We start from the raw sequence: 22,306 nt of genomic DNA on the forward strand, positions 1-22,306 counted from the left end.
CGATGGCACGCGGCTCGAACTCACTCTGCACCAGTACATGCCCGCCTTCCATTCGGAATACTGCGCCTTCGCGCGCGCACTTACCACAGGCCGATGTTTCCCCGAATGCGGAAAGATCTGCACCAAGCACAAGGTCGAAATACTAGACCACAAGGGCGAACGACACTTCTTGCAGAGTGATGCTGAATGCCGCAATACTTTATTCGTAGGAAAACCGCAATCGGCATTAAAGCTTCTCCCCCGACTCAAGGAAAACGGTGTAAGCCACTTCCGTCTTGAAATGCTTCAGGAAGATGCCGAAACCGTACGCAAGAAAGTGTTAATCTACACGCAAGCCATTCATGGTAAAATCACAATCGATGAAGCCATTCGTGCCGCAGGAATTCAGGAAAAATATGGCTTGTCCGAGGGACAACTCTTTAACGAAAGCACCTGGCAGGACCGCAAGAAGTAAGGGACCTACCCTTCCTTAGCCTTTTTCTTTCCCTTAGCGATGGCATCCTTTGCCAACTGGTCGACCAGTTCGTTCCACTTGACACCTGTGTGCGCAGCAACCTTTTCAAAACTCACACGATGCAGATAAGGCTTAGCCGCAGCAACATATCGCTTGGCGATACCGCTTTTCGCCTGCCATTCCCCCTTAGCCCAACGCGCAATTCCTTCGTAGTCATGGCAGATCACCCCCGTCCTGTCATTGGCATCAAGCCAACGCATCGCCTGGTAGGAAGCCATCACCTCGCCGTCGATATTACGGCTTTCCGCCTCGAACGCAGTGAGTCCTGAACCACGGGCAATTTCCCTGTCATTTTCGGTAACGACAAATGCCCATCCTGAATACGGGAAGTCCGGAGAAAAAGACCCATCCACAAACACGCGGAGTCCTTCAGGTACAGGAGCCTCCATTCCCGAAATCCACGCCTCGGCTTCAGCCTTTGTACCAAATGATTTAAAGAGGACACCCTTGATTCCATGGGTCAATTTTTCGCATTCGGCCCAGGTTAGGACAATTTTACTTTCATTCGGTGACTTTATCGCATAGAATTTCTGTTTAGGCATAATCCAAAATTAGTATATTTTTCCAAGTGAAACCATCGCCGTATTTTACAGATCGTTTTCGTTTTTTCTTCAAGCGGTTCAGTAGCAAGGATTCGCTATTCCGCTGGTTTCTGCAACGCGCAGGCGAAGATTCGGGAGCCTTTGACTTTCCTCAGGCTCTCAAGGGTAATCCGAAAACACTAATTTTCTTGCCGAGAGACATGGAACGCGCCGCCGCTTTCATGCATGCCATGCCAGACATCTTTTTCAAGAATGTCCTGCTTTGTGCCCATGAATCACTACATGCCATTGTCTCCGCAAAGCGTGCCACGGCGGTCTACTACAGCGACCTGGAGTGCCGTTACGGCGAAACGGCTTTTAGCGAACTCGAACAGAAATTCAAGGAATTCGCCCCACAGGTATGCATTTACCTCGGCGATGCCTTCTTGCCGCGCCTCTACCTCGCAAAGGTCAGTGGAGCAGGCCTCCGTATCGGATTTGTCAGCGAGAACTGCTACCCGTTCCTAAACGTGAGCCTCCATCCGGACAAGTCTTCCGAAGCGGCCCTGATCAGCCAATACTATGGGGTCAATTGATGCAGAAAGGGTTCCCGAACATCGTAACGGAAAGTGGAGGATACGCAGATCTCCACATGCATACGAAGCTTTCGGACGGAACTCTTTCCGTCGAGGAACTGCTCGTCCTCTGCAAGCGAAAAGGACTACGCTGTATTTCGATTACCGACCACGACAACCTGGACAGCTACAACCTGGCGGTCGAACCGGCACAGGAAATCGGTCTCGAAATCATCCCGGGTATCGAGATTTCCGCCGTATGGCAAGGCAAGGACATCCATATCCTCGGCTATTTCTGCGATCCGACGAATCTTGCCCTGAACATGGAGCTACAGGATTTCGCGAAGCAACGTATTTCCCGTGCAAAAGCCATTATCAAGAAGCTGAATGCCCTAGGCATCGACATCACCTACGAAAAGGTGCTCACGTACTGCAAGGGAAAAGTCATCGGACGACCGCATATCGCCATGTCCATGGTCGACGAGGAATACATCTCTAATTTCTCGGAAGCATTCACCAAATACCTGGGGGATGGCTGCGTCGCCTTTGTCGAAAAAAAGGGACTCAACCCGCAACAGACTATCAAGCTTATCGAAAACGCAGGCGGAATCGCCGTGCTCGCCCACCCCTATAAATCGGGACTCTCCGACGAATTCATCGAGAACATGGTCGAATGGGGTGTCCAGGGAATCGAGGTATACAGCCCCGCACAGAAGGGAGCGGTTGGCCGCAAGTACAAGGAAATGGCACAGAAATTCGGACTCGTAGGAACAGGCGGAAGCGATTTCCATACCGAAGCGGGAACCTACCCGCCGGGTTGCATGAAAATGCCCTATTCCGTCGTGAACGCGCTACGGGAACGCCGCGAAAAACTGAGAGCGGAATGGTACTAACTAGACGAGAGAACGGCGCCGCGCGCTTACAGACTAAAGACGAAAGAGATTTCAAAAAGACATCTCTCATTTTTCATTTTTTATCCTTCGTCCTGATTTTATTCGTGGCGACCCCATTTGCTGAACCGCTAAAGCCAGACCAGTACGTAAAGCCATCTGCGCAGGATTCTGTCTACAAGACGCCCTGGAGCATTGATCCCGCTCCGCGCGAAACGGACGCTGGCCGCTGGGTTCTTCCCATCCGTGAAGTCATGCAACGCACCTACGACATTTCGGGGCAGAAATCCGAATGGCTTTTAGGAACCTCTATTCTCGGTAGTCCGGAACTTGATGCCGACCACATGGGCATGGGGTCCATCCAGAGCCGCTACCCGAGCAAGCTCGCCGGACTCTTTACGACCCGACTCGGCTATGACGCCACAGCACTCGGCCTAAATGGTGAAAACGGAATTCTGTTCGAGGAACGCAAGGGCATTCCGGTCGACACCCCGGTCACCGACCTCAACTGGGAACGTCCAGCCTTCAGCGGAAATGCGCTACGGCTTGACTTCCGCAGGCTTATTACCGATTCCGTATCCCTCGAATTTGGGCTTGCAAGCCACTCCGACATCGGATCCAAGGAATACAGTTATCAGAACGTCACCCATTCTCCTTATTTTTCCCTCGGACGCGACTCCACGCAGATTCCCTTCGGTGGCCGCAACATCGCAATGAATAGCATGCACATCCAGCCGATTCTCACCTGGAGATTCGGACTCGGCAAGGCATTTGTCAAAATGAACTACCTGAGCCTCGAAAATGCAGACAACCCTGTTCATAAAGTACTGCTCGACACGCTCGACAAGTCTATTCGAACCTTTCAGACCGACCCCTACATCATTTCGATCCACACAGTGGGCTATGGCGGAGGTCTAGAATTCTATCCTATCAGGAATTTGACTTTTTCTACTGATTTCACCTACACAGAACATGAAATCGAGGAAGATTCACTCCCCCACATTTACAAGAAATCTCGTCAATATCTGGACACGCTCGGCATTGAACGCATAGATACGCTTTACTACGACACGCTTCGCGCAACCACCTATGAAAGCATGCTCGGCAACTTCGGGATTACCTACAACATGCTCCTGAATCCCTCAATCCGATTCAAGTATGAATTTTTGGACACAAAGAACATCGGTGACGACGACATAACTCACAAGTACTTCCAGGACCGCGAAGTGGGGTACCTGCAACTATCCGACACCTTATGGAACATGTTCCTTTTCCGTACACAAACAGGTATGCAGAGGAACAGTTCGCTGCGCGATGAAGTGGATTACGCCCCGGCCTATTCCGCCGATGCCCTGGCTCTTTTGCCCTACCATCTGCGCGCAAATGTCACCTTCCGCCACGACAACAAGTTCCCAGACGTAAACCAAATGAAGATCAACGAAACGGGACGGCTTGCCTTCAAGCGCAAGGATCTCAAATTCGAAGAACGAGACCGTTACACTCTAAATCTAGGCTACCAGCAGCGTGAAGTCTTTTATGGACTCGGCCTACGTTATGAAAACGTGGACAACCTGATCAAGCCTCGCTGGGTCAAGTGGAACTATATCGACACCACAAATACGCTCGAGGAAGCCTTTACCTGGTCCAATATCAGCAATGTGAATAGCATAGACTGGCTACTGCAACTCGGCTTCAGGCTCGGGAACTGGAAATTCTACCTGGAGCGCGGAGAGACCCTCGACCGCAGCCGCAAACTGCTCGACACGCCGGAGCTCTACTACAAAGGAAGCATTCACTGGCAGAACCGATTCGTATACGACCGCCTGGGCGTCAGCGTACGCGTAGACTGGCAATGGTTCGGGGAACGCTACGACTGTACCATCAACGAAAACGGCAACCCGGAACTCGAGCTTATGAAAAAATATCTTGCACTCGATTTTGAGGCCCGCATGCAGATTCTTTCATTCGAACTTTACTCTCGCATAGAAAATTTCAACCACAGCATTTACATGCCAGCCTCAGGCTACACCCCCGAAGGCCTACGTTTCGCCTACGGTATCGTCTGGACATTCAGAAACTGATTTGTCCATCACCTGATCTTGTAGATCCAGGGCCAATTCTTACCGGTCACCCACAAGTTCTTGCCATCGTAAGCAATTCCGTTAAGGACATCGATATCGGGATACTTGCGACGTAATTCCTGAACCTTTCGACTCATGTCAAAATAACGGACGACCTTGCCGCTCGGAAGTTCTATAACGGCGATTGCCCCTGTCTGCCAGATATTCGCATACAGAGTATCGCCCACAATTTCCAGTTCATTCAACAACTTTACCGGGCGACCGCCATCGGTTACGCGAATAACCCCCACCACGTTGAATGCGCCAAGCGCAATCTGCAGAAGCTCGTGGGAACCATTACTCATGAGGAGCGCATTTTTCCAGTATGTCAGTCCCCATCCCTCCGTCGGAATCCGGAACTCGCCCTTCTTTGCAAACGGCCTTCGACTGTAGATGAATGCTTTCTTGGATTTCCAGGTCAAGTAAAAGACATCGTCACCGACAGCAATAGACCCTTCTCCAAAATACCTATCCTCAATTCGGGCAGAATCCAGAATTTTTCCGTCGAGCGTACGACGGTACAAGCCCGACTGACCATACTGCCCCGTCGTTTCAACTAATTCATTGCCATCAAAGAATAGTCCCTGTGTAAAATGGGTCACCTCGTGCGGAATGGAATCCATGATTTCGGGAACAACTCGGGGAGCTTCGGCATAGGCTATAGACGATAAACCAGAGACCAGAGACGAGAGGACAAGTATTGAAAATGCGAAATATTTAATATTCATAATTAGAATTTCTTTTGACTAAAAATAATTCTTTCGTCTTTCATCTATAGGACCGAAGGTCCGTTCACTCGTCTTTTTTTCTAAATGGCACTCCTTCAGAGTGCATTTTTTGCGGCTCAGCCATGTCAAAGCATAACTGCTTTGCCGCGGCGTTCGCCTTTTTCTAAATTTTCCCCCATGGGCGAAATTAGAACTCCAGCCAAGGTAAAAATCATCGTAGGAATTCTCGCAAAGGATTCGCAAGCCATCGAGGCTGTCCGCCAAACACTCAGCGAACATTTCGGCGAAGAAGACCTGAACCTGGAACCCTTTCCTTTCACTTTTACCAACTACTATGAAGAAGAAATCGGCAACGCCCCCGTACGCGCCTTCTTCAGCTACAAGAACCTGGTAGACCGAGAAAACATCGTTGACATCAAGTTGTGGACGAACGATGTCGAACTAGACATAGCCAAGCAAAATGGCACTCCAGGACTCCGCCCCGTAAACCTCGATCCAGGTTACATGTCCCTTGGCCAGTTCTTTTTGGCAACGACCAAGGACCAGCGGCAACGCGTTTACATGCAACGCGGCATCTATGTCGAACCGACGCTCTACTTTCAGGATGGACATTTTCACGCCTTTGAATGGACCTATCGCGACTACCAAAGCGAAAAATACATCCAGTACCTAGAGCAAGTGCGAGCTCGCCTAGCCTACCAACACAAGCACGGGTAAACACAAACCTACAAACAATCGAAAACCAATGAAAGCAGGAATTTTTACAGTCATTTTTCTAATTATCAGCAATGTATTCATGACCGCCGCCTGGTACGGAAACCTCAAGCTCAAGGAAATGCATATTAGTACCGACTGGCCACTCATCCTGGTCATCCTGGCATCCTGGGGTATAGCGCTCATTGAATATTGCTTCATGATACCCGCAAACAACATCGGAAGTAAAATAAATGGAGGTCCATTCACCTTGATGCAGCTCAAGGTCATCCAGGAAGCTATCTCCTTGACAGTCTTTACCGTCATCGCCACAACGGTTTTCAACAACGAAGCTCTTCAGTGGAATCACATTGTAGCTTTCATCCTAATTGTCGCTGCCGTATTCTTCGCCTTCTTGAAATAGACTCAACGGTCCATGAAAAAGACATCCCTTGCATCGACATTTCTATTCGCGCCCCTATTCGCGATTCTGCTAGCATTTGCGACAAATGTCCATGCCGAGGAAGAGGTGACCCTGGTCGACCTAAACGAGCTTAAGGCCAAGAAAAATTCCCCTTACATCGATTTTTCGGACATGCTGATTCCTATTACGCACGAGGCCTTGCTCGGCTCCCCTTACGGAATACGTGACCACCGGTTGCATCGCGGAGTCGATGTGCAGGTCATCAAGGACGAGCCCGTCGTCGCTGCGTACCCCGGAATCGTGGTAATGTCCCGCTACAACATGGGCGGCTACGGCCATTATGTTCTTATCGAACACCCTAATGGTCTTCAGACTCTATACGGTCACCTTTCCAAACGGCTGCTCAAAGTCGGTGACGAAGTTTATCCGGGAGACATTGTCGGACTTGCCGGCAATTCCGGTCGATCTTCCGGGGCTCACCTCCATTTTGAGATTCGCTACGGTGAAATCAACATAGATCCGGCAACCGTCATCGACTTTCCGAACTGGAAACTGAAAAGCGGGGCGGAAAGATTTTCCAAGAAAAAGGCCATCGCCGCCCACCGTAAGATACAGAGCAAACTCAAAAACCACAATTATTATGTTGTCAAAAAAGGCGACTCTCAGGGAGATGTCGCCAACTGGTTCAATATTTCGATTCCAGCCCTATGCCGCCTGAACAACCTGAAACCAGGTGCACCGCTCAAGATCGGTCAAAGGCTCCGCGGCAGCAAGTAGACAAATCAAGAAAAGCCTTTTTCAAATCACGAGTTGCAGATTCGGGATCGGCAGATTTCATAATCGCCGACACCGCACAAATGCCAGCAATACCCGATTCCTTCAGCACATAAATGTTATCCTTGTTGAGTCCGCCAATAGCATTCACCGGAATGGGAACCGCCTTCACGACATCCTTCAAAGTTTCTACGGGAGTGATGACCGTTTTTACATGAGTAGTGGTAGGATAAATCGCCCCGCAACCCAAGTAATCGGCCCCTTGTTCAAAGGCTTCTAGGGCCTGGGGCACGGTCTTGGTGGTGGCTCCGACGATTCTTTCTGGCCCCATCAGCCTTCGGGCGTCCCGGACAGGCATGTCGGATTGCCCTACATGAACGCCTTCGGCTCCGATAGCGAGAGCCACATCCACGCGGTCATCGATAATCAGTGGAATTCCGTACCGGGTGGTGATTTCGTGGGTAGCTCGGGCAAGCTCCATATATTCGCGGGTAGACTTGTCCTTTTCGCGCAGCTGGATAATGGTCGCACCGCCCTTGCAGGCCGCTTCGACCACAGGCAAAAAATTTTCCTCAGGAACACAAGTGCTGTCGGTAATGAAATAAAGGGTCGTATCGAGTTTCATAGCCACAAATGTAGAAATACTGCCAAACCAAAGAATCGCACCTATTCCAACTTAGATTAGCCAAATCCGTTAAAAATTGTTTATATTTCAAAGCATGAAAAAGCAAAAAGGCTTTACACTTATCGAAATAATGGTCGTCATAGTCATTATGGGAATTCTATCCTATATTGCCGTACCAGCTGTTTTTGGTATAATCGAGAGATCTCGCGAAAAAGTTGATTTGCTCAAATTGTACTATCTGAGAGATGCGCTTAACAAGGCCTTGCTCGAAGACGATACCGCACTGACGAAAACGACTACGGTTAAAAAGAAAAACGCCGACCAGATGACAGATCTTTTGACAAAAATGAACAACGGTCTTTCATCGGACAGAGGAGCAACACTATTCGTTATTGAAGTGCACAATGGTCTGTCTGTCAATGTGCAGGATAGCCATAATCAGGCAAACAATACGCACAACATCAGCGAAATGATCGGTACAAGCGGTACATGGTATAACGCCCTGAAAGAGGCGGGTTTTGACGGCGTTGCAGACATCATCGCTGGAAGACTTAACGGAAATTACAAGAAAGATACGGACACGTACACCTCTTTTTCCTGGAAAGACCACAACAACAACGATAAGGAATGGTGGCGCACGGCCCCAAGAAATCCGATGTTCATTAGCTTGGCTCTCAACAAGGGCAAGGAAGACGCCAATACTCGCTATACAATGAGTATTCGATGGACAGACCCCAAAAAACCGAACGGTTCGCTCGAAGTATACATTCTCCCCAACGGCAAGAATTGGAATGCAGCATTCCTTACGGATTACGGAACCTGTTTCTCTACTTATGGAAATGCGGGCTGCGCAAAGAGCCAACGCAAATAAACATTACACATAAAGATAATCGTTCAGCACAGGCTGCAGACCTTCGCCCGAAATGTCAGAGTACATGGCGTTGAAGCTGCGGCCATCATTAATTTCAAACTGTTCGTCGCCACCTTCGCCATCGTCGTGACCGCTGTACTTGCTTTCGTGGTCGCCGATGCCCGTAGAAACGCCGGCGGAGACCTTCGTCGCACAGATTTTCACGATGCCGTTGCGGAATTCCTTGCTTTCGCGGCTCGAGACCGTAATGCCCACATACGGCAAGAAGATACGGTAGGCGCAAAGCACCTGGCAGAGTTCCTTCTCATGAACATCCAGCGGGTCAATCTTGTCGTTGTTGATAATCGGGCGAAGTCGCGGGCAGCTGAGGCTCATTTCGGCATGCGGATACTTCTTTTGTAAGTAATACACATGGAGTGCCGAGGCAAGCGCATCGCGGCGGAAGTCCGAAAGGCCGAGGAGTGCGGAGAATGCCACCCCGCGCATGCCCGCCATCAGGGCCCGTTCCTGCGAATCAAAACGGTACGGGAACACGCGCTTGTGACCCATCAGGTGAAGTTGTTCAAAACGCACCTTGTCGTAAGTTTCCTGGAAAACCGTCACGTAGTCCACGCCGCATTCGTGCAGGTAGCGGTATTCGTCGGTATTCACTGGATAAACTTCAATGCCTACCATGCGGAAATACTTGCGTGCGAGCTTGCAGGCTTCACCGATGTATTCCACACTGCTTTTGGCGCGGCTTTCGCCGGTGAGAATCAGGATTTCTTCCATGCCGCTGTCGGCAATCACCTTCATCTCGTGCTCGATCTGCTCCATCGTGAGCTGCATGCGCTTGATATGGTTGTAGCAGTTGAACCCGCAATAGACACAGTAGTTCTCGCAATAGTTCGCGATGTAGAGCGGCGTGAAGAAGTAGACATTGTTGCCGAAATGCTTGCTGGTCTCGATTTTCGCCTTCGCGGCCATCTGCTCGAGGTATGGGGCGGCCGCCGGAGAAAGGAGCGCCTTGAAGTCCTCGAGTGTGCAGCGTTCGTGTTCCAATGCGCGCTTCACGTCCTTGCCAGTGTACTTGCTGTAATCGTAGTTCTCGGATTCGGAAAGGACCTTGTCGGCGATGTCCGACTGGATGACTTCCATGCCGGGCAGATAATCCATTATATTAGTACGGGAACTCGGATCGTTTTCAAGGCGGTGCTTCTTGGCAAGCGCCCCTTCCGAAAGGTTTCCGGAATCAAACAGGTAATTATTGTCTTTTCTATCCACTTTGTCTTGCCCTATTTATTTGAGCATTTCCATTTCAAGATTTTCAACTCCCAAATATAAAAAAATCAGGACCGCGCAAGCGCAATTTTTTTACCATAGTCCATCTTACGGCTCCAAGATGACTGCAAACTATAGCAACCAAGAACGGAATTTCAATAAGCGAACTGTCCTTCATGGAAAGCGCATTCAGTGCATCTAAATCGTAAAAAAACACCCGAAGTCTTTGGTTAACTTCGGGTGAAAATTGAGTCCCTCGTTGTTCAGCGCTGCATTCGCCTCACTGCTAGTCCTGGAGGCAACGAACTGAAAACCAGTTGTTCTTGTAGGGGAAGCTCTCCTGGCGCACATCCTCGCCGTCGTTGCTCAGGCACACATTGTAAGCGCGGTTGCCACTGCTCTCTGTGGCACTCCAGAAGATAGCTCTGTGACCACCGTTGTAGAATTCGCCATAGTTGACCCTGTCGCCGGCAGGCAGCGCGGAAAAGCCCACGCCGTCTGTACCGTTGCCATAACTACCCCAGCCCGTCTGCGACTTGAGAATCTTGCCCGCAATCGATTGTCCGCCCACTTCGGTAAACAAGGTGTTCCATTCCATTTGGGTCGGCAAGTGCCAGCCTTCAGGACAGGCGTCGTTCGCGGCTTCCCAGGTGTAAAGGCGACCGGCCACGGCGCAATTTTCAGCCTTGTTGTTATAGCACCAGCTGCGCGGCTGCATGCTCGGAGTCTTCGTGCTGTCGGCGTAGTTCATGTTTTCCGCCATCCAGGTCTGGTCACCAATCTTGACAGTCTTGTAGATTTGTCCATCGCGGGAGTCGGTCATGGAGCCGTAGGTGATGTCTGGGTTGAAGCGACATTCCTTAGGAACATCCCAGCTCCAGTCGTCTGTTCCCTCCAAAAGTGCAGAACAATTCTGTTCAACTGAATAACTGCTACTGCTGGACTCTATCGTTCCTGTCACCCTGGAGTCGCTAGACGATAGGGACCTGGATGACGATGAAAGGACACTAGAGGAGGACTCATCGGAGTCATCGCTAGGAAGCGTCGGCGTTGAGCACGCGGCAAAGAAAGCCACAAACACAGAAACGAACAAACAAGTAGTGATCTTTCGGCTACACTTCGATACTCCCCAAAGAGGATAACTCAACTTTGGAACAAAAGTTCCTATTTCCGTACAGCTCAGGACAAGGTCAAGCATTTTCATTATTTTCTCCTTAACGCAAAGATTTGCGATAAAACACCCTTTAGTAAAGGATCCCCCTAATCTAAAATTTATTTTACAAGCAGCAACAAACAGATGCATTTTTTTGCCTGCAAAATAGCTAATCTGATACTGGATCCTTCACCACTTCGTGGTTCAGGATGACGTCCATCCATGTCATTTTGAGCGGAGCGATATACGAAACAAGCTACTTTATTCTGCTTGAAATGCAGCCCTGAACAGTCAATTCCACCCCTTTTTCCCGTTTTCCACCCTATTTTCAACTCCGAACTCCGAACTCCGAATTCCGAATTTTCTATATATACCCCCAAATTGCATTTTTGCCTGGGTCCTGTGACCAGATTCGCCAATTCCACTGGTGCTAGAGCAGGGAAACTCGGACAAAAACATGTAATGAAACAGGTCACCACGGTGGTGACCGCAAAAAACAACAAAAAAGGAATGGCTATAATGGCTACTATCACTAAAGAAAAGGCTGCAGAAATCACCGCTAAGTTCGGAGCAAACGAAAAGGACACCGGTAACGTCCGCGTTCAGATCGCTCTCCTCACCGAGAAGATCAAGAACCTCACCGAACATGCAAAGACCCACAAGAAGGACTTCCACTCCCTGCGCGGTCTGTCCATGATGGTTTCTAAGCGCAAGAACCTCCTCAAGTACTACGGCGAAAAGGACATTATCGCCCAGCGTGCCTTGATCAAGGAACTCGGTCTGCGCGGCTAATTCTTCAGACTGGAGAAATTTATGTCTATTGACGCATACCATCAAAAATACGGCAAGATGCTCGACCCGAAGGAAGTGTCTGTTACGCTTCCCGACGGCCGCGTAATCACGTTTGAAACGGGCCGTATTGCCAAGCAGGCACGCGGTGCTGCAGTCGCCAAGATGGGCGATGCATTCGTGCTCTCTACTGTCTGCTACGGCGAAGAAAAGGAAGGTGACTTCTTCCCCCTCACTGTGGAATATCGCGAAAAGGCCTACGCTGCCGGTCGCCTCCCGGGCGGCTACAACAAGCGCGAAGCCGGTCGCCCCAGCGACGAAGAAACTCTTTCTGCCCGTATCATTGACCGCCCGATTCGCCCGATGTTCCCCGAGAACTTCACGCGCGAAGTCCAGGTGATCGTGCAGGTTCTTTCTGCTGACCGCAAGTTTGCACCGGATGTGCTCGGCGTGTCTGCAGCATCCCTCTCCATCGGTCTTTCTGAACTGCCCTTCGAACAGCAGGTTGCCGCCGTGCGCGTGGCCGTTGTCGATGGCCAGAACGTCGTGATGCCCACCTACGAACAGATGGCCTGCGCCGATCTGGACCTGGTGGTCGCCGGTACCGAAGATTCCGTCTGCATGGTGGAAGGCGGTGCCTACGAAGTGTCCGAAGACACGATGATCAACGCAATTCTCGCCGGTCACGAAGCCATCAAGCTCATGTGCAAGGCCCAACAGGAACTGGTGGACCGCTGCGCTAAGCCCAAGATGGAACTCAAGCCGCAGCACGTTGGCGAAGCCCACGAAAAGCTTCTCGCCACGGTGAAGGAAGTCGTGTGGGACGAACTGAACAAGGACGTCCACTCCAACATGGTGAAGACCGACTTCTATCCGGCTATGGCAGACCTATGCGCGAAGATGCTGGAAGACGAACGCATTCTCGCCATCATTGGCAAGGACGAAGAACAGGATCCTGCTCTCGTTGCAGACGCGAAGGCAATCTTCAGCGACTACGAACGCACTGCCATGCGCGAAATGATCCTGAACGAAGACGTGCGTCTCGACGGCCGTACGACGACCGAAGTCCGCCCGATCGAAATCGAACTCGGCGTTCTCCCGAGCGCTCACGGTTCTGCGATCTTCCAGCGTGGCGAAACCCAGGGTCTCGTGGTCTGCACGCTCGGCTCCAAGGCCGACGAACAGCGCTACGAAAGCCTGCAGGGCGAAGGCTCCAAGAGCTACATGCTGCATTACAACTTCCCGCCGTACTGCGTGGGTGAATGCAAGCGCCTCGGCATGAGCCGCCGCGAAATCGGTCACGGCCACCTCGCCGAACGTTCTCTCGCTGCCGTTCTTCCGCTGCCGGAAGACTTCCCGTACACCATCCGCGTGGTTTCCGAAATTCAGGAATCCAACGGTTCTTCTTCCATGGCCTCTGTTTGCGGTGGCTGCCTCAGCTTGATGGACGCAGGCGTTCCTATCAAGGCTCCGGTCGCAGGTGTCGCCATGGGCCTCATCTCCGAAAAGGGTTCCGTGAAGGAAGGCGGCAAGATCAAGATCTTGACCGACATCACCGGTACGGAAGACCACCTCGGCGATATGGACTTCAAGGTGACGGGTACTGCCGAAGGCATCACGGCCTTCCAGATGGATATCAAGATCCGCGGCATTACGCCGGAACTCATGCGCGAAGCTCTGGAACAGGCTCGCCAAGGCCGTCTGCACATCTTGGGCAAGATGGCTGAACTCGGCCTCGCCGCTCCGCGTCCGAAGGTTTCCGAGAAGGCTCCGACCATGATCAAGATGCGCATCCCGACCAACAAGATCCGCGACGTCATCGGTTCCGGTGGCTCCGTGATCAAGGGCATGCAGTCTCAGACGGGTTGCACCATCAACATCGACGACGATGGCAACATCGACATTGCCGCCCCGAGTGGCAAGGCCGCAGCTGTCTGCCGCCGCATGATCGAGGAACTCACTGCCGAACCCGAACCGGGCCGCAAGTACAAGGGCAAGGTCAAGACGATCCAGCCGTTTGGCGCGTTCGTCGAAATCCTCCCGGGTCGCGACGGTCTCGTGCACATCTCCGAACTTGCCGACCACCGCGTCGAGAAGGTCGAAGACGTCGTTCACGTGGGTGACGAAGTCGAAGTGCTCTGCCTCGGTGTCGACCCGAAGGGCAAGGTGAAGCTTTCTATGAAGGCTCTGCTCCCTCCGAAGGCTGCCCCGGCTGAAGCTCCGGCCGCTGAAGCTCCTGCTGCAGAAGCCGCTCCGGAAGCGGCCGCTCCCGAAGCCCAGACTGAAGGCTAATCTCTAAACGATTCAAAAAGGCCCGACCGCAAAATGCGGTCGGGTCTTTTGTAATTTTTCCATAACATTTGTTGAATATTGTTATAATTTGTTAAAAAATATATAGTTATATATGGTGTTCGGGTTTCAAATATGGCAATCGTTTATCTATTCTTCCTTTGCATTCTTGCTGCATTGAATTTTATCCTTTCGTATAAGGTAAATCCAAAACAGTATGGATCATTCCTTCTGCTATTTTTTGCCGTTTTTGTAGCCTGTTTTGGCCATCTCTTTATAGCGCTTTCAACCAACACGGACCAAGTCATACTCGCAAACAAACTAAACTACGTTGGAGGAATCTTCCTTCCCGTACTTACATTTGACATCAGTCTTGCTGTCTGCAATATCCGGACCCCGTCCTGGGTACATACCTTACTGCTTTCTTTCAGTTTCGTGGTCCTCGCCCTATCCGCAACGGTCGGATTCAACGACATCTACTACAAGACCGTTGAATTCGTAAGCAACGATGGCGCCGGCAACTACATAGCAACCTATGGTCCGGGCCACGATGTTTTCAACATCATGCTTTTCAGCTTCATCATTGCTAACATCAGCCTGATCATTTACGCCTTCATCAAAAAACGGAACGTTCCCTTTAAGAGTCTCATCGCCCTTTCGCTCATCGAAGCAGCAACCATATTCTCTTTTTTCCTTTCACGCTTCTTGGAAAGCGACACCCTGGTCATGCCGGCTCTCTACGTTTTCGACCAGTTCATGCTGCTCTACATCTGTTACAGAAGCAGACGCTACGATGTCTCCCTCACCATATTGAATGTTCTCGAAGAAAGCAACACCAGCGGTTACATATCCATTTCCTCGAACCAGGAATTTCTTGGAGGAAACGATATTGCATACAAGCTATTCCCCGATTTCAACGAATGCCGAGTAGACCATATTCCCCGAATGAATTCCCAAATCGTGAATTTCTTTATGTCGTGGGCCAAGGAAAACTACAATCGAAAAGCTCAATCCGAAAAAGCTTTCGAACAGGGGTCCATCCATTACAAGTGCACACTGAAAACGGTTCCACTTTCTCGCGGGGAACACATCAACCTTTTCAAGATTAAGGATGACACCAAGCTACACCGCTATGTCAAAATGCTCGGTAGCAGCAATGTTCGTATGGAGATGATGCTCCGCGATAACGCTTCGCAAATGAGGGCGCTCCAGGAACAGATGATTGTCGGCATGGCAAACATGGTAGAAAGCAGAGACAGCAACACGGGCGGCCACATCAAGCGCACTAGCCGCGTCGTAGCGATTCTTGTCGATATTCTCCGGGCAGATTCCCATCTCGACTATTCCGAAGAATTCTACACATCACTCGTATCCGCAGCACCGATGCACGACCTGGGCAAGATTGCCATCGACGACCGCATCTTGAGAAAACCGGGCCGGTTCACGCCAGAAGAATACGAGGAAATGAAGAGTCATCCAGAAAAGGGTGCAAAAATCGTAGAGAACCTGCTCGTCGGTGTTGAATCGCCATACTTCGTACAGATAGCCAAGAATGTCGCCTGGTATCACCACGAGCGTTTTGACGGGAATGGATACCCCAAGGGTCTCAAGGGAACAGACATTCCTTTCGAGGCACGCGTCATGGCTGTCGCCGACGTTTACGACGCACTGGTCAGTAAGCGCTGCTACAAGGAAAAATTCTCTTTCGAGGACGCCTACGATATCATTATCGAAGGCATGGGCACACAGTTCGATCCGTCCCTCAAGGAATGCTTCATCAAGAGCCGCGAAAAACTCGAAGAATACTATAGAAGCTCAGATGACATGAAGCACGAATCCTAGCGTTCTAGTCACTCTGATTACAGCACTTTGGTTGCCGTAGCACAAGCCTTTTTCTATCTTTGGGCGCATGACCAAGTTTAGCGAATTCCCGTATGTTGCCGACCGTTTCAACGCCGTCCGCAGGGAAACTGTACAAGTCCGCGTTGGCGAGGCTTTGATAGGGGGCAACGCCCCCATTTTAGTTCAGTCCATGACCACCACCAAGCCCAAAGACGTCGAAAAGACGGTGGCCGAGACTTTGGCCCTCGCCAAGGTGGGCTGTGGCCTGGTTCGCATTACCGCTCCGACATTTGCAGATGCAGCCGCCCTCGAAGAAGTGATGAAGCGTGTACGCGCCGCCGGTTGCACGGTGCCGGTTTCCGCCGACATCCACTTCCAGCCGAAGGCCGCGTTCGAGGCGCTCAAGTGGGTGGAAAAGGTCCGCATCAATCCGGGTAACTTTGTCGACACGGGCATTTTGACACTCGACCAGCAGACGGACAAGTCGTTCGACGAGGGCAAGGAAAAGGTTGCCGAAGCCTTTACGCCGTTTGTGCAGGAGGCCAAGCGCCTGGGACGCGCCATCCGCATCGGCGTGAACCACGGTTCGCTTGCGGCCCGTATGATTTACCGCTATGGCGACACGGTGGAAGGCATGGTGGAAAGCGCCATGGAATACCTGGCCGTGTGCGAAGCCGAACATTTTGACCAGGTTGTTTTGAGCCTCAAGAGCAGCAACCCGCGGGTGGCGATTGCCGCCTACCGCATGCTCGCCGCCCGCATTAAGCAGGAAGGCTTCAAGCCGTACCCGTTCCACGTGGGCGTGACCGAAGCGGGCGCGGGTGCCGACGGACGCTTGAAGTCTGCGGCCGGCATCGGCGCACTCCTGCTCGATGGCCTTGCAGATACCATCCGCGTATCACTCACCGAAGATCCGGTGGCCGAAGTCCCGGTAGCACAGGAACTTATCAAGGCCTGCGCGTTGCCTGCTGCACCGACCGCCTACAACGTGCCGGTGCTTGAAAAAGACCCGTACCACTACGAACGCCGCGAGACCGAAGTCGTGAAGGTTTCGGGCGTAGAAATCGGTGGTTCTCATCCGGTGAAGGTCGGCGTGAAGGCCGACGCGATTGCACTAACGGGCGAACGCCGCAACGCTGAATTTGCGCTGCCGAGTCTGGATGCCGCCCCCGTGGTGCAGTTCAAGGATGCGATGGATATCGCGGGGTTCGCCGCAAATCCGGCGAGCGTGCCTGCGGGTTCCGTGTTCTGCTATACCGGCGCCGAGATGGTTTCGGGCGTACGCGCCCTTGCCGCTGCTCTCGAAGCAGCGGGTCGCCAAGACCCCATTCTGCTTTACGCGAAAATTAATGATTCCGAACGCGAGACGCTCCGCGTGTCCGCCGACATCGGAAGCCTGGTGACAGACGGTCTTGGCGACGCCGTCGTGATTGACGGCTACAAGGGCGCTAAGGAAAGCGTGCTCCTTGCATTCGACATTCTGCAGGCCGCCTACTGCCGCCGCAGCAAGACGAACTTCATCAGCTGCCCGAGCTGCGGCCGCACCCTCTACGACATCCAGCAGGTGATGGGCAAGATCAAGGCCCGCTTCGGACACCTCTCCGACATTTCCATCGGCATCATGGGCTGCATCGTGAACGGCCCGGGTGAAATGGCCGATGCCGACTTCGGTTACGTGGGTGGTGGCCCTGGCCGCATTACGCTCTTCGAAGGCAAGACGGCGGTCAAGAAGAACATCCCCGAAGAAGACGCCATCGAGGAACTCGTGAATTTGATCAAGGAAAGAGGCAGATGGCAGGAACCTTAAAGAATTGACAATGGATAATTGATAATGAATAATTGTTATAGTCGCGGCTACGCCGCCAAATTGAATAATCATCAATCATACATTATCAATCATCAATCATTTTAACAATCATCCATAAGAGGACAATACAATGGCAACTATTAAGACGATGAACAATATTTCCAAGAAAGGCTTGAGCCTGTTTGGCTCGTTCTACCAGGTTTCCGACTCCGTCGAAAATCCGGATGCCATCTTGGTGCGTTCCGCCCAGGTTGATACCGACAACTTTGACGGCCTGCTGGCTGTCGCCCGCGCCGGCGCTGGCGTGAACAACATCACTATCGACAAGGCTTCCGCGAAGGGCATCTGCGTGTTCAACACCCCGGGTGCAAACGCCAACGCCGTTGCCGAGCTCGTGATGACCGTGCTCGGCATGGCCGTCCGTAACGTGGACAAGGCTGCCGCATGGGTCAAGAACCTCGACACCACCGATCCGGACCTCGCAAAGACCGTCGAAAGCGGCAAGAAGAAGTTCGCCGGCATGGAACTTGCAGGCAAGACTCTCGGCGTGATTGGCCTCGGCAAGATTGGTGTGCTCGTCGCTAACTATGCCCGTTGGAAGAACATGCGCGTTATCGCTTACGAACCGTATCCCAACGCCGCCAACATGCACGAACTTTCCAACAAGGTTGAAATTGCCGACCTCGACACCGTGATCGCAAATTCCGACTTCCTCACCGTGCACGTTCCGTTCATCAAGGGCGTGACCGAGAACTTGCTCAACCGCAAGAACCTCGCCGGCTTCAAGGGCAGCTACATCATGAACTTCGCCCGCGGTGGCATTGTGGAAATGGCCCCGGTTAACGAAATGCTCGCTTCTGGCTCTCTCCAGGGCTACCTCTGCGACTTCCCGGACGCCGACCTCATCAAGAACGACAAGGTGACCTGCTTCCCGCACCTCGGCGCCTCTACCGAAGAAGCCGAAGAAAACTGCGCCGTGATGGCCGTTGAAGAATTGAAGGACTACATCGAATACGGTTGCGTCCGCAATTCCGTGAACTTCCCCGCCCTCGTCGATCACCCGCATTCCGGCGTCAAGAGCCGCGTCGTGGTCATCAACCAGGACGTTCCGAACATGATTTCCGAAATCACGAAGGTGTTCGGTGCCGAAGGCATCAACATTGCCTCGTTCAGCAACAAGAGCAACGGCAAGATCGGTTACAACCTCGTTGACGTCGAAAGCAAGGTCGATGATTCTATCATTGAAAAACTCGGCAAGCTTGACAAGGTCATCAAGGTCCGCGTGATCCACTTTTAAGAGGTATGGGCTATGAGGGCGGCGCAAGCGCCTTTGAGGTCGCTTCGCTTTGGGCTCAAATAGCTCAGAGTGAATGCCGTAAGGCATGAACGACCCCATTGCTCAAAGCCTTGCTTGCAAGGCGACCTCATCCCTGGTACATCTTCTCGATTTCTTCGGCGTACCGCGCTTCAGCGACGGTGCGCCGAATTTTTAATGTAGGCGTCAAAAGCCCGGATTCTATGGTGAGTTCATCGCCAATAAGTGTCCATTTTCGGATTTGTTCCCAATGGTTCAACGACTTGTTTGTTCGCTGAACAAGCCGCTCAATAGCAACATTTATGCGGTGCGATCGCAAAGCTCTATCGACATCGAATTTTTCTTCATGATATTGCAAGAATCGCTTAGCATTAACCCTATTCAGGAAAATTAATGCTGAAACAAACTTGCGATCATTTGCAATCACGAGAGCCTGTTCCACAAGTGGGTGTCGACCGAGTTTCATCTCTATCGGATTCGGGCTAACATATTTTCCAGTACTGGTCTTGAACAATTCCTTGAGTCGACCAGTCAGATACAGGTAACCGTCTTCGTCAAATCGCCCCTGATCCCCCGTCCTGAAGAAACCGTCTTCCGTAAAGAGATTCGCATTCAGGTCGGGCCTGTTGCGATACCCCTTAAATACGCTATCTCCCTTGACCAGTATTTCATTTTGATCACCGATTCTAACATCCAAATGTCCCAGCGGAATACCGACACTTCCAGGCCGGGATTGGTTTAGCTTATTGACACTCACGACAGGAGAGCATTCCGTAAGGCCATACCCTTCACATGTCTGGATACCAATATTGAGCAAGAACCGGCATACGGACTTATCCAGGGCTCCACCACCAGAGATTAGCAATCTGAGCCGTCCACCAATGGCATCGCGCAATTTGGAGTAAACCACTTTGTCGTAGGTTCTAAAGATAAACGACTTCTCTTTTCCCGGTTCACGTTTTTTTGCATATTCCAAGGCATGTTCAAAAACGACCTTCTTGAGACCAAACATTCGTTCACTTGCCGCAGTCATCGACTCATAGACCCGTTCAAGAATACGCGGAACAACAGACATAATCGTCGGTCGAACTTCCTTAATCGCTTCTGCGACACTCTTGGGCGAATCCGCAAAATAAATCGTCAAGCCATTTAGGATATAATAGTACACCACAGCCCGTTCAAATGCATGCGCCACGGGGAGCACGATAAGAGCCACATCGGTCTTGCGTTCCAGAGGCAAGTAGCCTCGCTTGACTGCCTGCAACTGCAAAATCATATTACGGTGTGTCAGTTCTACACCCTTGGGGACACCGGTAGATCCACTTGTATAAATAATGCTGAACAACTCATCGGGACGAATCGATTCCAACAGAGTTTCAAACCGTGCCGAATCACCGGGCTCGCGGGCAAGATTTTCGCCTTCCCTGAGCAGGTCATTCCAAAGAACGGCATTTTCAGGCATATTCTGCGACGATTCGATACAGACAACCATGCGGAATCTGGGTAAAAGATTTCGAAGCGACGGATCGAGTTCCGCAAGGTCGTTTACCAGAAGAATCTGGACATTGGAATCTTCGCATTGGTAGATAAAATTATCGACAGAAATATTCGGAAACAGCGGAACGACCTGGGCATGGTTCAGCTGCGTCGCAACATCCGCCATGATCCATTCTGGAGAGCTATTCGCAACAATGCCAAGACACTCGCCCGCCTTCAATCCATGATTCCTAAAGGCAAGAGCCAGGAAATGAGTATGGTCGCGAAGTTCAATCCGGGAAAAGTGAATCCACTGCGAACCTTTCTTATGGAACCAACCCGCAAAGTCCTCCCTTTCGCAGTTGATGAAAAACATCTGCGCCAAAGAAGTATAACGTAAAGTTTCCATAAAGCCTCCGGGCCAAGCACAGCCGCATCTCAAATTCAAAATAGATTATTGAAGTAAAAAAAAGAACATTTATTTAAACAAAGTTGCATTTTTTTCTAAATATTAAAGCAATAAAGAAAGTGAAGGTCTTCAATGATCAAGAAACTTGTTACAACATACAACCAAACTAGGATGGATGTGCGTATCGGGATTGCCATCATCCTCGGAACCCTTTTAGGTATTCTCGCCCCCAACCAGCATTGGATTAGCTCAATTGGCACCCTCTTTGTCGGAGCAATGAAGGGTATCGCACCAATTCTAGTCTTTATTCTCATCACGAATTCACTTGCAATAGGCAAAACTACCCTGGACCGCAGATTCGGTAAAGTCATACTTCTTTACATTTCCAGCACCATTCTGGCGGCAATGGCCGCCATCGGTGCAAGCTTCCTATTTCCGCAAAAACTCCTTCTAGCAGGTGAAGCGACCGCATCGAGCATTCTTCCTAAAGGAATCGGAGAAATTCTCGACAACCTGCTAATCCGCGCCGTGTCGAACCCTTTCGAAGCTATCACGCAAGCCAATTACATTGGTATTCTGGTCTGGGCAATCATCTTCGGCTTTGCCCTCAAGGTCCATGCTTCGGATTCTACCAAGGAACTCCTGCATGATGCTGCCAGGTCAGTCACAGCAATCGTACGCTGGATTATCAATCTCGCCCCGTTTGGCATCATGAGTCTTCTATTTGATTCTATTGCAACTAACGGCCTCTCCTCGTTCAAGACCTACGGAACACTAATTGCCGTGATAGCCGGATCCATCCTGTTCACCACGTTTGTCATAGCCCCCACAATTGTAGGAATCACCATCAAGCGCGATCCCTACCCGCTACTGCTTTTCTGCCTAAAGGAAAGCGGTCTAACGGCGCTTTTCACCCGCAGTTCCGCTGCGAATATTCCCGTGAACATGGAACTTTGCGAAAAACTCAAGCTCGATCCCAAATTCTACTCCGTCTCGATACCCCTCGGAGCAACCATCAACATGAATGGAGCCGCCATCACGATCGCCATCATGACGCTCGCTATCGCGAACACCCTCGGAATTTCGGTCGACTTCCCAACCGCTCTCACACTCTGCATCGTTTCAACCATCGGTGCATGCGGTGCTAGCGGTATTGCAGGCGGATCACTCTTCCTGATTCCCATGAGCTGTTCGTTCCTAGGAATTTCAAACGATCTCGCCATGCAAGTCG

Annotated in this window: 20 protein-coding genes; 14 read left to right on the top strand and 6 right to left on the bottom strand. The window is 51.2% G+C overall.

Features of this window, described 5'->3' with window-relative positions; genetic code table 11:
* On the top strand, positions 1-454 hold a 454-nt coding region (locus Q0628_RS03780), incomplete at its 5' end, for a U32 family peptidase (protein WP_298768301.1).
* Between the two features lie 5 nt (positions 455-459).
* Here the strand turns inward: Q0628_RS03780 and Q0628_RS03785 are convergent.
* The gene (locus Q0628_RS03785) at positions 460-1,056 is read right to left on the bottom strand and encodes a ribonuclease H family protein (protein ID WP_298768302.1); all 597 of its coding nucleotides are present in this window, start codon (positions 1,054-1,056) and stop codon (positions 460-462) included.
* A 26-nt stretch (positions 1,057-1,082) separates the two neighbouring features.
* Here Q0628_RS03785 and Q0628_RS03790 point away from each other — a divergent pair, with 26 nt between their 5' ends.
* The 3 genes from Q0628_RS03790 to Q0628_RS03800 all read left to right on the top strand — a co-directional run bounded on the left by Q0628_RS03790 (position 1,083) and on the right by Q0628_RS03800 (position 4,581).
* The gene (locus Q0628_RS03790) at positions 1,083-1,631 is read left to right on the top strand and encodes a hypothetical protein (RefSeq protein WP_298768304.1); all 549 of its coding nucleotides are present in this window, start codon (positions 1,083-1,085) and stop codon (positions 1,629-1,631) included.
* Positions 1,631-2,503, top strand: a complete 873-nt coding sequence (locus Q0628_RS03795; RefSeq protein ID WP_298768306.1) for a PHP domain-containing protein — start codon at positions 1,631-1,633, stop codon at positions 2,501-2,503. Before Q0628_RS03790 ends, Q0628_RS03795 begins: the two co-directional genes overlap by 1 nt.
* A 104-nt stretch (positions 2,504-2,607) precedes the next feature.
* Entirely contained in the window at positions 2,608-4,581 is a 1,974-nt protein-coding gene (locus Q0628_RS03800; protein WP_298768308.1) for a hypothetical protein, read from the top strand.
* Positions 4,582-4,589: 8 nt separating this feature from the next.
* On the opposite strand, the gene Q0628_RS03805 is transcribed toward Q0628_RS03800, so the two are convergent.
* Complete coding sequence (locus Q0628_RS03805; RefSeq protein ID WP_298768310.1) at positions 4,590-5,348, bottom strand: glutaminyl-peptide cyclotransferase; 759 nt, start codon at positions 5,346-5,348, stop codon at positions 4,590-4,592.
* A 177-nt stretch (positions 5,349-5,525) separates the two neighbouring features.
* Here Q0628_RS03805 and Q0628_RS03810 point away from each other — a divergent pair, with 177 nt between their 5' ends.
* The 3 genes from Q0628_RS03810 to Q0628_RS03820 are packed head-to-tail and all read left to right on the top strand — an operon-like array spanning position 5,526 to position 7,242.
* Positions 5,526-6,065, top strand: coding sequence for a DUF4416 family protein (locus Q0628_RS03810; protein WP_298768313.1), 540 nt, complete (start codon positions 5,526-5,528; stop codon positions 6,063-6,065).
* A gap of 28 nt (positions 6,066-6,093) precedes the next feature.
* Positions 6,094-6,465 carry a DMT family protein gene (locus Q0628_RS03815; protein ID WP_298768315.1) on the top strand — a complete coding sequence of 124 codons (372 nt, stop codon included), beginning with the start codon at positions 6,094-6,096 and terminating at the stop codon, positions 6,463-6,465.
* A 12-nt stretch (positions 6,466-6,477) separates the two neighbouring features.
* Complete coding sequence (locus Q0628_RS03820) at positions 6,478-7,242, top strand: M23 family metallopeptidase (protein WP_298768317.1); 765 nt, start codon at positions 6,478-6,480, stop codon at positions 7,240-7,242.
* Here the strand turns inward: Q0628_RS03820 and thiE are convergent.
* Entirely contained in the window at positions 7,208-7,864 is a 657-nt protein-coding gene (gene thiE / locus Q0628_RS03825) for a thiamine phosphate synthase (RefSeq protein ID WP_298768318.1), read from the bottom strand. The genes Q0628_RS03820 and thiE overlap by 35 nt on opposite strands.
* Before the next feature lie 94 nt (positions 7,865-7,958).
* Here thiE and Q0628_RS03830 point away from each other — a divergent pair, with 94 nt between their 5' ends.
* Positions 7,959-8,735 carry a type II secretion system protein gene (locus Q0628_RS03830; protein ID WP_298768319.1) on the top strand — a complete coding sequence of 259 codons (777 nt, stop codon included), beginning with the start codon at positions 7,959-7,961 and terminating at the stop codon, positions 8,733-8,735.
* Between the two features lie 3 nt (positions 8,736-8,738).
* Here the strand turns inward: Q0628_RS03830 and thiH are convergent, their stop codons facing one another.
* The gene (gene thiH, locus Q0628_RS03835; RefSeq protein ID WP_298768320.1) at positions 8,739-9,998 is read right to left on the bottom strand and encodes a 2-iminoacetate synthase ThiH; all 1,260 of its coding nucleotides are present in this window, start codon (positions 9,996-9,998) and stop codon (positions 8,739-8,741) included.
* Between the two features lie 283 nt (positions 9,999-10,281).
* Positions 10,282-11,070: a fibrobacter succinogenes major paralogous domain-containing protein gene (locus Q0628_RS03840; protein ID WP_298768321.1), complete on the bottom strand. Its 789-nt coding sequence runs from the start codon at positions 11,068-11,070 to the stop codon at positions 10,282-10,284.
* 597 nt (positions 11,071-11,667) lie between these two features.
* On the opposite strand from Q0628_RS03840, the gene rpsO reads away from it, so the two are divergent.
* From rpsO to Q0628_RS03865, 5 genes are all read left to right on the top strand, one after another.
* Positions 11,668-11,940, top strand: coding sequence for a 30S ribosomal protein S15 (gene rpsO / locus Q0628_RS03845; RefSeq protein WP_072978575.1), 273 nt, complete (start codon positions 11,668-11,670; stop codon positions 11,938-11,940).
* Between the two features lie 21 nt (positions 11,941-11,961).
* Positions 11,962-14,229 carry a polyribonucleotide nucleotidyltransferase gene (pnp, locus tag Q0628_RS03850; protein WP_298768322.1) on the top strand — a complete coding sequence of 756 codons (2,268 nt, stop codon included), beginning with the start codon at positions 11,962-11,964 and terminating at the stop codon, positions 14,227-14,229.
* Between the two features lie 132 nt (positions 14,230-14,361).
* Entirely contained in the window at positions 14,362-16,068 is a 1,707-nt protein-coding gene (locus Q0628_RS03855) for an HD domain-containing phosphohydrolase (RefSeq protein ID WP_298768323.1), read from the top strand.
* Between the two features lie 67 nt (positions 16,069-16,135).
* Positions 16,136-17,875, top strand: coding sequence for a (E)-4-hydroxy-3-methylbut-2-enyl-diphosphate synthase (gene ispG / locus Q0628_RS03860; protein ID WP_298768324.1), 1,740 nt, complete (start codon positions 16,136-16,138; stop codon positions 17,873-17,875).
* Between the two features lie 130 nt (positions 17,876-18,005).
* On the top strand, positions 18,006-19,172 hold the full coding sequence (locus Q0628_RS03865) for a phosphoglycerate dehydrogenase (protein ID WP_298768325.1): 1,167 nt from the start codon (positions 18,006-18,008) through the stop codon (positions 19,170-19,172).
* A 127-nt stretch (positions 19,173-19,299) separates the two neighbouring features.
* Here Q0628_RS03865 and Q0628_RS03870 read toward each other — a convergent pair whose 3' ends face one another.
* A complete protein-coding gene (locus tag Q0628_RS03870) occupies positions 19,300-21,075 on the bottom strand; it encodes a long-chain fatty acid--CoA ligase (protein ID WP_298768326.1) in 1,776 nt (591 codons plus the stop codon).
* 132 nt (positions 21,076-21,207) lie between these two features.
* Between Q0628_RS03870 and sstT the strand changes: the two genes are divergently transcribed.
* A partial coding sequence (sstT, locus tag Q0628_RS03875) for a serine/threonine transporter SstT (RefSeq protein WP_298768327.1) occupies positions 21,208-22,306 on the top strand: 1,099 nt, incomplete at its 3' end.

Origin of the sequence: uncultured Fibrobacter sp., assembly GCF_937877005.1 — a bacterium.
Lineage (GTDB): Bacteria > Fibrobacterota > Fibrobacteria > Fibrobacterales > Fibrobacteraceae > Fibrobacter.